The 12,198-nt window shown below is 64.5% G+C and carries 10 protein-coding genes and 1 tRNA gene; 4 read left to right on the forward strand and 7 right to left on the reverse strand.

The features are described from left to right. Nucleotides 1–259: 259 nt before the first annotated feature. Nucleotides 260–1,675, forward strand: a complete 1,416-nt coding sequence (locus tag ACX80Z_RS14850) for a dihydrolipoyl dehydrogenase family protein (protein ID WP_459316404.1) — start codon at nt 260–262, stop codon at nt 1,673–1,675. On the opposite strand, the gene ACX80Z_RS14855 is transcribed toward ACX80Z_RS14850, so the two are convergent. From ACX80Z_RS14855 to upp, 5 genes are all read right to left on the reverse strand, one after another. Continuing rightward, on the reverse strand, nt 1,672–2,196 hold the full coding sequence (locus ACX80Z_RS14855) for a SixA phosphatase family protein (RefSeq protein WP_019482339.1): 525 nt from the start codon (nt 2,194–2,196) through the stop codon (nt 1,672–1,674). The two genes, ACX80Z_RS14850 and ACX80Z_RS14855, sit on opposite strands and share 4 nt — an antisense overlap. A 364-nt stretch (nt 2,197–2,560) precedes the next feature. Next, complete coding sequence (locus ACX80Z_RS14860; protein WP_459316405.1) at nt 2,561–5,176, reverse strand: helix-turn-helix transcriptional regulator; 2,616 nt, start codon at nt 5,174–5,176, stop codon at nt 2,561–2,563. Next, nucleotides 5,173–7,629, reverse strand: a complete 2,457-nt coding sequence (locus tag ACX80Z_RS14865; RefSeq protein ID WP_459316406.1) for a helix-turn-helix transcriptional regulator — start codon at nt 7,627–7,629, stop codon at nt 5,173–5,175. The genes ACX80Z_RS14860 and ACX80Z_RS14865 overlap by 4 nt, the downstream gene beginning before the upstream one ends. A gap of 275 nt (nt 7,630–7,904) precedes the next feature. Beyond that, on the reverse strand, nt 7,905–8,744 hold the full coding sequence (locus tag ACX80Z_RS14870) for a winged helix-turn-helix domain-containing protein (RefSeq protein ID WP_019482336.1): 840 nt from the start codon (nt 8,742–8,744) through the stop codon (nt 7,905–7,907). Between the two features lie 518 nt (nt 8,745–9,262). Then, nucleotides 9,263–9,898, reverse strand: a complete 636-nt coding sequence (upp, locus tag ACX80Z_RS14875; protein WP_459316407.1) for a uracil phosphoribosyltransferase — start codon at nt 9,896–9,898, stop codon at nt 9,263–9,265. A gap of 23 nt (nt 9,899–9,921) precedes the next feature. Between upp and tadA the strand changes: the two genes are divergently transcribed. The 3 genes from tadA to ACX80Z_RS14890 all read left to right on the forward strand — a co-directional run bounded on the left by tadA (nt 9,922) and on the right by ACX80Z_RS14890 (nt 11,134). Continuing rightward, nucleotides 9,922–10,407, forward strand: a complete 486-nt coding sequence (tadA, locus tag ACX80Z_RS14880; protein WP_019482334.1) for a tRNA adenosine(34) deaminase TadA — start codon at nt 9,922–9,924, stop codon at nt 10,405–10,407. 113 nt (nt 10,408–10,520) lie between these two features. After that, nucleotides 10,521–11,006 (forward strand): pyridoxamine 5'-phosphate oxidase family protein, encoded by a 486-nt coding sequence (locus ACX80Z_RS14885; protein WP_459316408.1) that lies wholly within the window; start codon nt 10,521–10,523, stop codon nt 11,004–11,006. A gap of 43 nt (nt 11,007–11,049) precedes the next feature. Further along, a tRNA-Ser gene (locus ACX80Z_RS14890) sits at nt 11,050–11,134 on the forward strand. 92 nt (nt 11,135–11,226) lie between these two features. Here ACX80Z_RS14890 and ACX80Z_RS14895 read toward each other — a convergent pair. Both ACX80Z_RS14895 and ACX80Z_RS14900 read right to left on the reverse strand, forming a co-directional pair. Continuing rightward, on the reverse strand, nt 11,227–11,667 hold the full coding sequence (locus ACX80Z_RS14895; protein ID WP_459316409.1) for an arsenate-mycothiol transferase ArsC: 441 nt from the start codon (nt 11,665–11,667) through the stop codon (nt 11,227–11,229). A 58-nt stretch (nt 11,668–11,725) separates the two neighbouring features. Next, nucleotides 11,726–12,163, reverse strand: a complete 438-nt coding sequence (locus tag ACX80Z_RS14900) for a DUF3253 domain-containing protein (RefSeq protein WP_459316410.1) — start codon at nt 12,161–12,163, stop codon at nt 11,726–11,728. Between the last annotated feature and the right edge of the window lie 35 nt (nt 12,164–12,198).

Consider the following 12,198-nt stretch of genomic DNA (forward strand, 5'->3'; position numbering starts at 1 on the left):
GGGCTCATACTCAGGCCCCTAAAGTGTCGCCGATGTCCCGACTCACCGGCGGGTATCAACTGTCGCCCATGTCGCGACTCATGTGTCGCCTATGTCCTGAACCTAGACACCTTCGCGCGCACAGTGTTACCAGCAAGAAAGAAAACACCCCCGGCTTAGGCCGGGGGTGTTTTCTTTTGCCCAGGCTTTTGTGTGCCGGCTTATGGATAACTGCCAGGCAAAGGTTGCCCCGGCGCATCGGCAGTGAAAAGCTCAAGGCATGAACGACTCCAGGGATTTTGACGTAATTGTGATCGGTGCTGGCGCTGTCGGCGAGAATGTGGCTGATCGCGTGGTGCGGGCGGGACTCTCAGCGGCGCTGGTCGAGGCTGAGTTGGTCGGCGGCGAATGCTCCTACTGGGCCTGCATGCCGTCCAAGGCCTTACTGCGCCCCGGCACGGCCCTAAAGGCCGCCTCGGCGGTGGCCGGCTCCCGGGAAGCAGTCACCGGCTCCCTCGACACAGGGCAGGTGCTGGATCGTCGCACCAAATTCACATCCAACTGGGACGATTCGTCGCAGGCCGACTGGGTGAAGGACAGCGGAATCACCCTGGTCCGCGGCACAGCACGCCTCACGGGTGAGCGTTCGGTCGAGGTGCATCACGACGACGACGTCACCCCCCTGACCGCCCGGGTTGCAGTGGTACTGGCAACCGGCTCCACGCCCACCATCCCACCGGTCGACGGTCTGGACACGGTCGAGTTCTGGGGAACCCGCGAAGCCACCTCGACCCCCCAGATCCCCACGTCCCTCGCCGTCCTTGGTGGCGGTGTCGCTGGCACCGAACTGGCACAAGCCTTCGCCCGGCTCGGCTCGGCGGTGACGATCATTGCCCGCAGCGGCCTCCTCGCCAATTACCCCGCCCCGGCCAGCAAACTGGTGCGTCTGGGGCTCGAGAGTGACGGCATCGACATCAGGACTGACACTGCAACCGAATCGGTGAGGCAGCAGGACAACGGCTCGGTGACCGTACACCTTGAAGGTGGCGAGACAGTGACCGCCGAGAAGCTACTGGTATCCACCGGTCGGTCCCCTGCCCTGGCCGGTCTCGGTCTGGAGGATTTCGGTCTTGACCCGAAGAAGCTCGTCATCGACCCGTCGGGCCGGGTACAGGGGGTCGACTGGCTGTATGCCGTCGGCGACGCCGCGGGCAAGGTCCTGCTGACCCACCAGGGTAAATACGAGGCAAGGATCACCGGTTCGGCGATCGCCGCCCGTGCGGCTGGCACCCTCAAGGACGCCGTCGAGGACTGGAGCGCCTACGCCGCCTCCGCTGATCAGTACGCTGTCCCGCAGGTGGTCTTCACGGACCCCGAAATCGCGATGGCGGGGCGAACCCTGGAGCAGGCGCAGGACGCGGGCCTCAACGTCAGCGAGACATCGCTGGAGATTGCGGTGGCCGGGTCCGCGCTCCACGCCGACAACTATCAGGGGTGGGCGCAGATGGTGGTGGACGAGGATCGTAAAGTCCTGGTCGGGATGACCTTCGCTGGCCCGGACGTCGCTGAATTACTGCATGCCGCGACCATTGCGATCGCTGGGGAAGTCCCACTGGACCGGTTGTGGCACGCTGTGCCGGCCTACCCGACCATCAGCGAAGTCTGGCTACGCCTTCTTGAGAAGTACGGCCTCTAGGCCCGCTGCACCACGAAGTTGGTCATCACGGCGTCCCGGCCATCCAGCTCCGCCCAGCGTCGGTCGTGCTGCAGGACTGACAGGCCCGACGTCGGGTAGTGGGTCGCCATGTCCATCACCGCTTCCTCGTCCGAATCCACCGAGGCCAGCCGCATGGCGAGTTCCTGGACTCCGGGCAGATGGCTGATCACCAGGAGGCTGGTGACCGTCTCGGGAACGTGGTTGATCAACGCCAGGATCGCTGCCGCAGACGCCGAGTACAGCCGGTCCTCGAGTTTGGGGGTCGGCGCCTTATCACCGAGCTCCTTACAGACCCAGGTGCAGGTCTGCCGCGTGCGCAGGGCGGACGAGCACAGAATAAGGTCCGGGACGGAGTCGTTTTCCACCATCCAGAGCCCGGGTAGCGGTGCATCACGGTGCCCGCGGGTGCTGAGCGGACGCTCAAAGTCTTCGACGTTGCGGGGCCAATCCGATTTGGCGTGCCGCAGCAGCATGAGCCGTTTGAGGTGGTGAGATGCCATGGCCTGAAGTCTATGGTGTTTCCCCGCCAGGGTGACGCACCTCGGATCGCCACTTCCAGGGATCCAACAGAAAGAGCGGCTTCCCGGCTCTCGCCCCGGGAAGCCGCTCCGATCTGTGGGTCAGCGGTCGGTGTTCCGCTTCGGTCGATGCTACCCTCCACACTGGCGGAGGCAGAGGCGGCGAGGTTCGTTGGGGAGTCCCTCCGCCGCCTCCGGCTCTAAGCTTCAGTGCTGGTGTTTGCACCGACCTGGGAATTTCTTCCCTGTAATCAACATAGGCTGCGAACCGCTCACCATCACTACGCAGGTACTACCCGACTTTGTGAAGACGCTACGTAGTTTTCTACTTTTTCTGGATTCGCCGCTACGGTGAACGCTTTCCGATGTCCTTCCGGGAGGACAATCCCAGCTTCGTGAGGACGCTTTCCACGTGCCCGTCGACCGTCCTGATCGACACTCCGTATTGCTTGGCGATCTGCTTGGCGGTCTTCCCGGCAGCGACGTCAGCGGCGATGGTTGCCTCACGCGGGGTGAGGCGGGTGGCGTGACGCAGCGACGCCAGCTGGGGGTGTAGCCGCTGAAGTTCGGGGTCGAGCCGGGCGAGCAGCTTCGAGGCACTACGCACCACCTTGCTGTTCGATCCCGGTGACTGGGTCAACAGGACCCCCAGACAGACCGGAACCAACAGGTCCTGCCCCCGGTCGAGGCAAAACTCTGCTGCGTCAACCAGCTCGCTCACGCTTCCGGAGGCGAGCGCGGTCAGCACTGTGTGAAGGCTTTGGGCGCGCGGATCAGAAAGTCCAGCGGTACGTTCGATGCCGACGTCGACGGCGTCATCGGCGCCGGTCTGCACCCGCAGGACACTCAGCTCGGCGCGAATCTGCGGATTTGCTGCCTCAACCGGGATCAGTCCGCGCTGACGCGTTGAGGCGCTGGCCGGAGGCTCACCCACCACGGCCATGTAGGCTTCGGCGAGCATCCGGCGTTCGGGCGGTCCGAGGTGAGTAAGCCTCCGGTACTCCCCCACGAAATCGTTCAGACTCGGATCGCCGATAAGCCACGCCGTATAGGTAGCAAGAGCGGCGGCGAGGGGCCTGAACTGCTTGATGTCGCGTGCCCGGAGAACCACAACAGCTGTCCTGAAGTGCGCGAGCGCGGTCAGGGGCCGTCCCCTCCGGAGCGCTGTCAGCCCCTCAACCAGCTCCCAAAACCCGGTGAACCGCTTGATCCAGGGAGCCCGGCGGGCCGTCACCTTGGTTTGGAGTGCCGCCAGCTCATTCCAGAAGCCGCCTCCGGCCAGCAGGAACATCAGCCGGGTCACGATGTATCCGCCATGGTTGCGCAGGTGCTCATGATCGAACACCAGGTCCAGCGCGAGGTCCAGTTCTGCTGCTGCGCCCAGGAGGTCGCCGCGCCGGTAGAGCAGCTCACCCGAGACGAGATGCCAGCAAAGCGCTTCCCGGGGATCCTGCGGCACCCCGGTTGCTTCGACCACCGGGTTCTTGGGGATGATTCCGGCGGTGAGCTGCTGCAGCTCGCGGCCCAGCCGCACGATCAGGGTGCTTTCGTAGGCCTTGCCCGCCGGGCCAGTCGCTGTGTGACGCCGGATCGCCTCGGAGAGTGCTGATGCTCCCAACCCCGTGGCGAGATTAATTTGAAAGATGAAGTGGATCACCGAGGTCAGGACGTCGGATCCGGGATCACTGAGAACGAGCCGTCGGAGGCGGGCCAGGGCGAGGTCGGTTCGGCCGTTATAGAACTCCGTGCGTGCACGCTGCACCTCTGCAGCTGCAAAGACACCGGAGTGGTCCGCTGCAACATCGGACGGTAGCCGGCGGAGCAGGAGTTCCGCCGTGTCTGGCTGGTCGAGGCGGTTCGCCATCGTGGCAGCGGTCAGCACCTCATGGTCGTCGACGGTGACCCCGACTGACAGTTTCCACAGCACCCGGTGGATGATGCCCGGGGTGTTCGTGAGGTCGGTGAGGTGCTCGTGGACGTTCTCCCAGAGCCGTCGGGACCGGAAAGGTTCAACCTGGTGCCGGATAGCTGCGCCGAGGATGGGCGGCGCCGCGCGCAGCCAGATCGTCCCGGCATCCTCTTCCCTGGAGAGCGCACCCTCCAGCAACAAGGCGTTGACCGGGTCCACCCCCCAAAAGTGGACCGCCACCTCGACCGGTATCTGGTGGGCGAGCGCAACAGTCAGGAGAACGTCGGTTTCCTCCGGAGCATAATCGGCGATCAGACTGAAAATGCGCTCGGCCATCCGGTCGGTCAGGCTGAGTTCACGCGGCAGGATCCAGACGCCGTCGCGCAATTGGATCAGGTCCTTCAGTTCGCCGTCCCGGGTCACCATTTCCAGCAGGACCGGACTCCCACCGATGACATCGCAGACCAGGGTGCTGGACAACATCGGGAGGGTGGCTCCCAGGATGGAATCGAAGTACTCCCTGACGTCGGCGGCGGTCAGCACCGGGATGTGAACCTCCTCGATAAAACCGTCAGCAAGGACGAGTTCCAGGTCCAGGGGTACCTTGCTGCGGGGGCCGCTCCGGATAAGCAAGCCGACCGAGGGCGACTCGGCGAGCCTGGTCAACAGGGCGATACTCGCCGAATCGAGGTGCTCCGGTCCACGCACCACCACAACACAGCTCCGCCCCCCAGTCAGTCGCTGGATCCGATCGCGAACCGCGGAGAGGACGTCCAGCTCCGACTCGAAGTCGATGTCCGGAGAATCCTGGAGCAAGGGTGCCAGCGGAGCGTACGGAACATCCGAAAACGACTCCGTTCCCTGCACGCTGACCGTATAGAAGGGATCGGCGGACGCAAGAATGCGCGTGAGGAGAAAGTCCCCGCCGAAAACTGTCGACGTCGTGAGGAGCAGCCCCCCAGAGCGGGCGGTGACGAGTTCCCGTCCCGCGGCGTGGAGTACCTCGTCGAGGATGCTCCGTGTCAGCTTGCCGGCGGGGGACACCCTCTTCACGCACCGCCCGATTCGGCGGCGCCATCCGGTAACTGAAGCACGAGCCGCAACTGCTCGCGGGTGGAGACACCCAGTTTGCGGTAGGCGTTTTGAAGGTGGCGTTCGGCTGTGCGCGGTGAAATGCCAAGGACTGCGGCGATCTCCGAGTTCTTGCTGCGGGACATCGCGAGATCAACCACCTGACGCTCTCGGCGGGTCAGCATCGAGGTGTCCTCAGGCATGGTGGGGCGGGAATCCGAACCAGGCACCAGTACCTGCGCAGCCCGCTGGACCTCGGGTTGTTTGATCCTGCCAGCAGCCCGGGAGGCGAGAGTGGCGGCCACGGCCGACAGTCCGAGGTTTCCGTGGCGGGCGGCGGCCTGCGCTGCCCGGACGAGGGTAGCTGGATCACCGGCCAGCAGGCCTTCGGCGAGGAGCCCCAACTGCCGAGCCAGTGGGCCCGACGTGTTTCGGGCGCACCGTTCGAGGCGCTTGAGGTCCAGTTCGTTGAAATGGTCAGCGAGGGCAGCCTCCGTGTCGCCTTCCCCCTGCAAGAGCACCAGGGAACCCAGCGCGAACAGCTGCAGCCCAAACAGGCCGGTGAGCTTCCTGTCCCCCGCCAATTCCTGCAACCCGGTGGCCGGTGAACGGCCTGAGCCTTGCAGGGCGAACAGGTCCGCCGACCGTTGGATAAACCAGGCGAACAGGTCAGCGGGACGCGCCGCACTACGATCTCCGGCGATGACGCCGTCCCGCGACTCTCGGGAGATCAGGCGTGGGAGCGACAAGGTCGACTGTTCGCCAAACAACAAGCGGCCTGGCCGTCGCAGTACGTGCTGGGAGAGCATGTCAGTGAGCACCCGCCACTCGCCGTTGAGGAACAGCACCCGGTAGTGGGCGGTTTCACCAAGTTCACGCACGACGGCGGACCGGACGCTCCCAGCAACGAGCCCGCATTCGATGGTCATGAGTCGTGCCCGCGCCGAGTCTCCGCACGCGGCATAGGCCTCCGCGGCCAGCATTGTGACCAGGTAGCGGGCGTCCGAACCCGAAGGAAAACTGTTCGCGCGGAAGACGTATAACAGGGCGGGGTAGTTGCCGGTCCGCCGGTGAATCAGCAGCTGCCGCAGCGGGTCCTCGGTCAGCTGCTCCGGGTCCTCATCCCAGGCCACATCATCGGCTGCGAAGACAGACCGGACCAGCTGGCTGATTGCCGCGTCATCGACGGCTGGTGCGGTCGACGCCTCCGGCGCGTCGGCCTGACCATCCAGGGCACGCCGGCCCTCCTCCACCTGCCCGAGGAACCAGTGGGCTTCCGCTTGCACCCGGGCCGAGAGTTCAGTCTTCCGTTTCACGGCGGAAACCAGATCGAGGGCGATGCGGGGAGAATAGGCGCGCATCGCGTCGTCGGCGGCGTTCAGGAGGGCCGTGTCATTGACCTCGATTCCGCGTTGGAGCGCCCACACAATGTTCGCGCCCGGTGGGCGCACCCCTCGGAGGGCCATCCCGGGCTCCACGATTTCGGTCCAGATCTGACGGCTTCTGGTGTCCCCCAGAGTCTGCCGCAGAATGTGGGCCAGCCCTTTGCTATGCAGCCAGTAGGTGTTTCCGCCGTCCCGGGCGTCCACCATGCCTTCGCGCTGCAGGTGTTCGAGTGCCCGCATATCGCAGTGGCGTGCCAGCACATCAATGTGGACTGATCCGGCCGCAGCAAGTACTTCCAATGCGGCGCGTTCATCGGCGTTGAGCCGCGATTGCAGCACCGCCAGGCCGCTGCGCAATGAGCTACTGGTGAAGGGCTCGGCGTAGTGGGCGGTGGTGCGCCAGAGTCCGTCGATGTGTGCAATGTTGCCGTTCTCGCGACCATGCGCGGCGAGCATGGTCAGAATCCTTGCATTGCCTCTGGAATGGGCGTGCAGCGAGTTAACAACCGACGTCGAGACCTCGCCCCCGAGGAAGCGCTCGATAACCTCCCTACCCTCGGCAACCGATAGCGAGGAAAGGGTGAGGGCTGCCATGGTGCGGCTGTTGACGGCCGCGCGAAGTTCGGGGGTGTCCTCGACCCGGTTGCAGGACACCAGGAGGGTTACCGAGGGCATTTCCAGCAGCATGGTGCACATGGCCCTGCTCTGCGGGTCGAGGAAATCGAAATTGTCGATCATGAGGATCACCGGGCGTTCAACGGCCAGCTTCCTCAGCCGCTGGGCGAGCTGGGCGAACATCACGGCCGGATGTGGGACCGTGCCTGGACGGACCCTGACCAGGTCTGCGAGCGCCAGGTATGCGGTCTTGGTGCCTCGGGGGGTTCCGCGGAGGCGCACAATGGTTCGGTCGGACTCAAGCGACCGGGCAGCGATCTTCAGGGACTCCGTTTTTCCGGAACCGAATTGGCCTTCGACGACCACCGACACTCCGCGACGAAGCAGCACCTCCAGTTGCGAAAGCAACTGGCCGCGGGTTCTGTCCCCAGTCATACCTATCCCCAATGTGGCGAGTGTGGAAATGGGAACTGGCAACTACTACCGCCTCGTCACACACCATCCCGAACACCCGCCAGGGCGCAGGGAATCGTATAGTCTTCCGCTTCTGCAGCCACTGGTTACCCGGCCCATCTCATCTTGAGGGCGACTGACTCCCAACAGTCACCCCGATGACGAGATTGCCACAGGTTAGCACTTGCCGCCGCGGTTTGGTACCCCTGGTGGCGGTTTTGCTACCGACTGGCGGCGGCGATTAGGCGCTAACCCGACTAGATGGAGTATTCGGGGGCGGCCCAGACGATGACTTCAGGGTGCTCGTAGAACCGGTAGCCCTGCCCCCTGACCGTTCGGACGGTGTTCGCGAGCCGCCCCAGCTTGGAGCGAAGACGGCGAATGTGGACGTCGATGGTGCGCTCGTTGGGCACCTCTTCGGCATTGCGCCACAACCCACTGAGAAGTTCTTCGCGGCCAACTGTCCGGGTCGCGTTTTCGACCAGGTAGTTGAGGAGTTCGAACTCCTTGAAAGTGAGGTTGAGCGTGTCGCCGTCGAGGTGAACCTCTCGCCGGGACAGGTCGATAAGGACGCCCGTGGGTCGCGGTGCGGCAGGCTGGGCCGCCTGAGCGGGGACGCGCCGGGTAACTGTGGGGTCGCCGAGAGCCTGCCGGACGACGTCGATATCGCTTCCCACGGCGTCGGCGGGTGCCAGCGCCACAGCAGCGTGGCTTTGGGCCTCTGGGACGACGGACCGAACGTAGGCCCTGACGTCCTGGGCCAGCTTGGTCAACGTGGTGCCGCAGGTGGCAGCGATTCCCTCATCCAGTGCGACATATAGCACGAAGCCGCGCGCGGTGGTATCACCGGTCACGGACTGGGGGCCGGGCACTCCGTTCGGGGTGACCACCGGGGTGGGCGCCGTATCGGGGTGGGCGCTGTCCAGTGGGCCAGCCACGGCCTGGAGGGGGCGGTACCCGGACGCGGCCTGGTCCTGCGCCGGAACCTCGCCGTAGGGGACGAAGGAGGGGCGCGACTGGTAGGAGCGGCCCTGAAGGTTGGCGCGGCTCTGTGCGTTGCGGAGAGAGATGTGGACGTATCCGGATGCTACTGACATATATCGCTTGCCTCTACGTGAATGGCCGTCATCACGGCACGAATGCGGGGGTATGCCCGAGTCGAGATGGCTTCAATGGAGCCCGCCGTTGGGCTAGGAGTGCGTAAGGGGTGTGGGTAAGCCGTTACGCGTGCATTCGACACCAGCGCGTGGCACTCGCAGGCTGTGCGCCTGCGATTGATGCTGCAGCTGGAGATGCCGATGAGTGGGTAAACACGTTACAAATTATTGCACGTCACATTCCTTTACGCGCAAGTAACAATGGTTTGGGGTGCGGCCAGTCGCCCTTTTCCCGCTGCGATTCCGCCGGTGCGGACCAGATTCCCCGCTCTGGGTGAGCAACCTGGAAATCGGTGGGCGACATTCCGCCCACCCAGGCTCTGGTTGACCGCCTGGGTCCAGCTTGCCCTCCGGAGCAGGGCGCAACGCCGTCGCACACAGGCTCACCGAACGCGAAATCGGTCAACGACGACGTCGACGGCGGCGCCCCCACGCAGCTGCCGCGATCGAGGCCGCGACTAGCCGACGACGCCGTACAGGCGGTCTCCCGCGTCACCCAGTCCGGGCACAATGTAGGCGTTTTCGTTAAGCCTCTCGTCAATGGAGGCCAGCACGATGGTCACGTTGGCGTCCTCGAGCTCGGCCTGCAGTGCGGCAAGGCCCTCGGGTGCGGCGAGGAGGCAGATGCAGGTGACATCGGCGGCGCCGCGTTTGAACAGGAACTTGATCGCTTCGCGCAGGGTGCCGCCGGTGGCGAGCATTGGGTCGAGGACGAAAATCTGGCGGCCGGTGAGGTCGTCGGGCAGCCGTTCCGCGTAGGTGATGGCCTCGAGGGTCTCCTCGTTGCGGGCCATGCCCAGGAAACCCACCTCGGCGGTGGGAACCAACCGGGTCATGCCTTCCAGCATGCCCAGGCCAGCACGAAGAATGGGGACGACGAGGGGGGTGGGCTTCACCAATCCCGTCCCGATCGCGGTAGTCACCGGCGTTTCGATCTCGACGGGCTCCACCCGGACATTGCGGGTTGCCTCGTAGGCGAGCAGCGTCACCAGTTCCTCGGTCAACTGCCGGAACACGGGCGATGCCGTGTCCTTGTCCCGGAGGACGGTGAGTTTGTGGGCTACAAGGGGATGATCTACAACCAGTACGCGCATAGCTCAAAAGTATCATTGGGGGCATGCCGCCAAACCCCCTCGGAACCGACCCGCTCCTTTCCCAGTGGATGGGCCTTGCACTGGATGCTGCACACCGCGCCCTGGAGACGGCGGATGTGCCGATTGGCGCCGTCGTCGTCGCCGCAGATGGCACGGTACTGGGGACCGGCTGGAATGAGCGTGAAGCGACCGGGGATCCGACAGCCCACGCCGAGGTGCTGGCCTTGCGTCGTGCCGCGGCGACCACCGGCAACTGGCGGCTGGACGGGTGCACCCTGGTGGTCACCCTCGAGCCGTGCGCCATGTGCGCCGGCGCCTCGGTGCTGGCACGCGTCCCCCGCGTCGCGTTCGGGGCCTGGGACCTCAAGGCGGGCGCGGCAGGGTCGGTTTTTGATGTGCTGCGGGAACGACGGCTCAACCATTGGACCGAGGTTGTGCCCGGGATCCGCGAAGACGAGTGTGCCGAGTTGCTGAAGGACTTTTTCACCGCCCAGCGCAACGAACGGTGACACCGTCGGGCAGTGCCAGCGGATTTCGCTGGAGGCTAAGCCGGTATCGCTGACCTTAGGTACTGCGTAGGCTGACTAAATCCGGTAAGCCGCATAGTTAAAAGGAGCACTTGATGACCTCGCAGCAGGATGGCATGAAGGAACTACACAAGGTTTTGAAGGATGCAGACATCGCAATCCTGACCACCATCAACGGTGAAGGCCAGCTGGTCAGCCGCCCGCTCGCCGTGCAGAAGGCCGAGTTCGACGGCGATCTGTGGTTCTTCACGGAGGACCCCTCGCCGAAGGCCGCGGAAATCCGCACCAATCCGCAGGTGAACGTGTCGATCAGCAGCGGCAAGGGCTACGTATCGATCACGGGCACCGCGTCGCTGACCAAGGACCGCGCCAAGATCGACGAGCTGTGGAGTGCTTCGGTGGAGCCGTGGTTCGAGAACGGCAAGGACGACACCTCGGTGGCCCTGATCAAGGTCGACGCCGATACCGCCGAATACTGGACCCTGGATTCCCCGAAGATCGTCTCGGCTTTCAAGATCGCCAAGGGTTTGGTGACCGGTGAGCGTGCCGATCCAGGCAAGAACGACGTCGTCGATCTCTAGCGTTTTGGGGCTTGGGCCCGCCAACCGGTAAAGTGACTGCGTTGGTGACGTGTCCGAGCGGCCGAAGGTGCAACACTCGAAATGTTGTTTGGTGAAAGCCAACGTGGGTTCAAATCCCACCGTCACCGCGAGTGAGTAAGGCCCCGGTTCCCTTGTAAACAAAGGGGACCGGGGCCTTACCTGTTTCCGGTGGGCGTACGCTGCCCTCGAAACGGGTTCGTCAGCTCGGGGAAAGCAGCCGTTCCCTCAGGCCCTTCACCCGGACGTGGATGTCGTCGCGGACCAGTACCATCCGGTCACGCCCTTCGATACCGCGCAGGGAAGGTTCATCGGTTTCCCAGATTTCCACCTCAACGCCTTGAACTGCAGGGACCTTTGCTTCCCCGCCGAGAACCACGACGAGCCCGGCGGCACGCATGCCCTCCTCGGTCAACAGGGTGGGCTGCTCCGCTGAAATGTCAACACCGAGGTCTGCAAGAACCTCAGCCGAGAGTGCGTTGATGGCGGTTCCGGGTTTGGTGCCAGCAGAACTGACTGAGATCCCATCACCTGCTTCCAACCTCATGAGGCCTGCGGCCAGCTGGGATTTGCCGCCGTTCTTGACACATACGAACAGCACTGATGGCTTGGGTACCGGTGTTTTTCCGTCGGGATCGGTCATCGCGCCTCACTCTTGGTGTTTGCACCCTGAGAGGGCGGCTTCATTCGATGGCGCAAGACTACGTGATGGCATCGACAGTTGTCGATGTCTGGTGCGGGGGTCGACCCGTCGACCGCGCCCGCCGGATGCGGAATGGCCCTTTGGCCGTCGAGGGATCGACCACTGAGCCTGCCTGGGTGATCTGAATCTGGCCGGCAGCAACCAGCCTCCGGGCCGCCCGTCGCGCGGGCTCCTCCAGGCGAGACCAGTCATCGCCGCCCACCGCACGCGCTGCATCGGAAGGGTAGATGGTCGGCGCCGCAGCCAGCAGGCTAAGGATTTTGGCTTCCAGTTCCTGATCGGTGGGGGTGACCCCCCGGCGTCGACAGGCGGCCGAGCAGTAGCGCACCTCAGCCCAATTCGCCGCCCATTTGGCCCGCCACTCCATCCGTCGCCCGCAGGACACGCAGGTCTTGTCGTCGGGTTCCTGCGTGGTTCCGCGCTGTCGGTGGGCCATAACTTCATTGTCCCCGAGACGCAGGGGCACCCTTG

Source organism: Arthrobacter sp. TMT4-20 (assembly GCF_054510775.1).

Bases quoted from the DNA above. Each gene is read 5' to 3' on its own strand.
- ACX80Z_RS14850 (WP_459316404.1), top strand. From the start codon at position 260: ATGAACGACTCCAGGGATTTTGACGTAATTGTGATCGGTGCTGGCGCT.
- ACX80Z_RS14855 (WP_019482339.1), bottom strand. From the start codon at position 2,196: ATGGCATCTCACCACCTCAAACGGCTCATGCTGCTGCGGCACGCCAAA.
- ACX80Z_RS14865 (WP_459316406.1), bottom strand. From the start codon at position 7,629: ATGACTGGGGACAGAACCCGCGGCCAGTTGCTTTCGCAACTGGAGGTG.
- ACX80Z_RS14870 (WP_019482336.1), bottom strand. From the start codon at position 8,744: ATGTCAGTAGCATCCGGATACGTCCACATCTCTCTCCGCAACGCACAG.
- upp (WP_459316407.1), bottom strand. From the start codon at position 9,898: ATGCGCGTACTGGTTGTAGATCATCCCCTTGTAGCCCACAAACTCACC.
- tadA (WP_019482334.1), top strand. From the start codon at position 9,922: ATGCCGCCAAACCCCCTCGGAACCGACCCGCTCCTTTCCCAGTGGATG.
- ACX80Z_RS14885 (WP_459316408.1), top strand. From the start codon at position 10,521: ATGACCTCGCAGCAGGATGGCATGAAGGAACTACACAAGGTTTTGAAG.
- ACX80Z_RS14895 (WP_459316409.1), bottom strand. From the start codon at position 11,667: ATGACCGATCCCGACGGAAAAACACCGGTACCCAAGCCATCAGTGCTG.
- ACX80Z_RS14900 (WP_459316410.1), bottom strand. From the start codon at position 12,163: ATGGCCCACCGACAGCGCGGAACCACGCAGGAACCCGACGACAAGACC.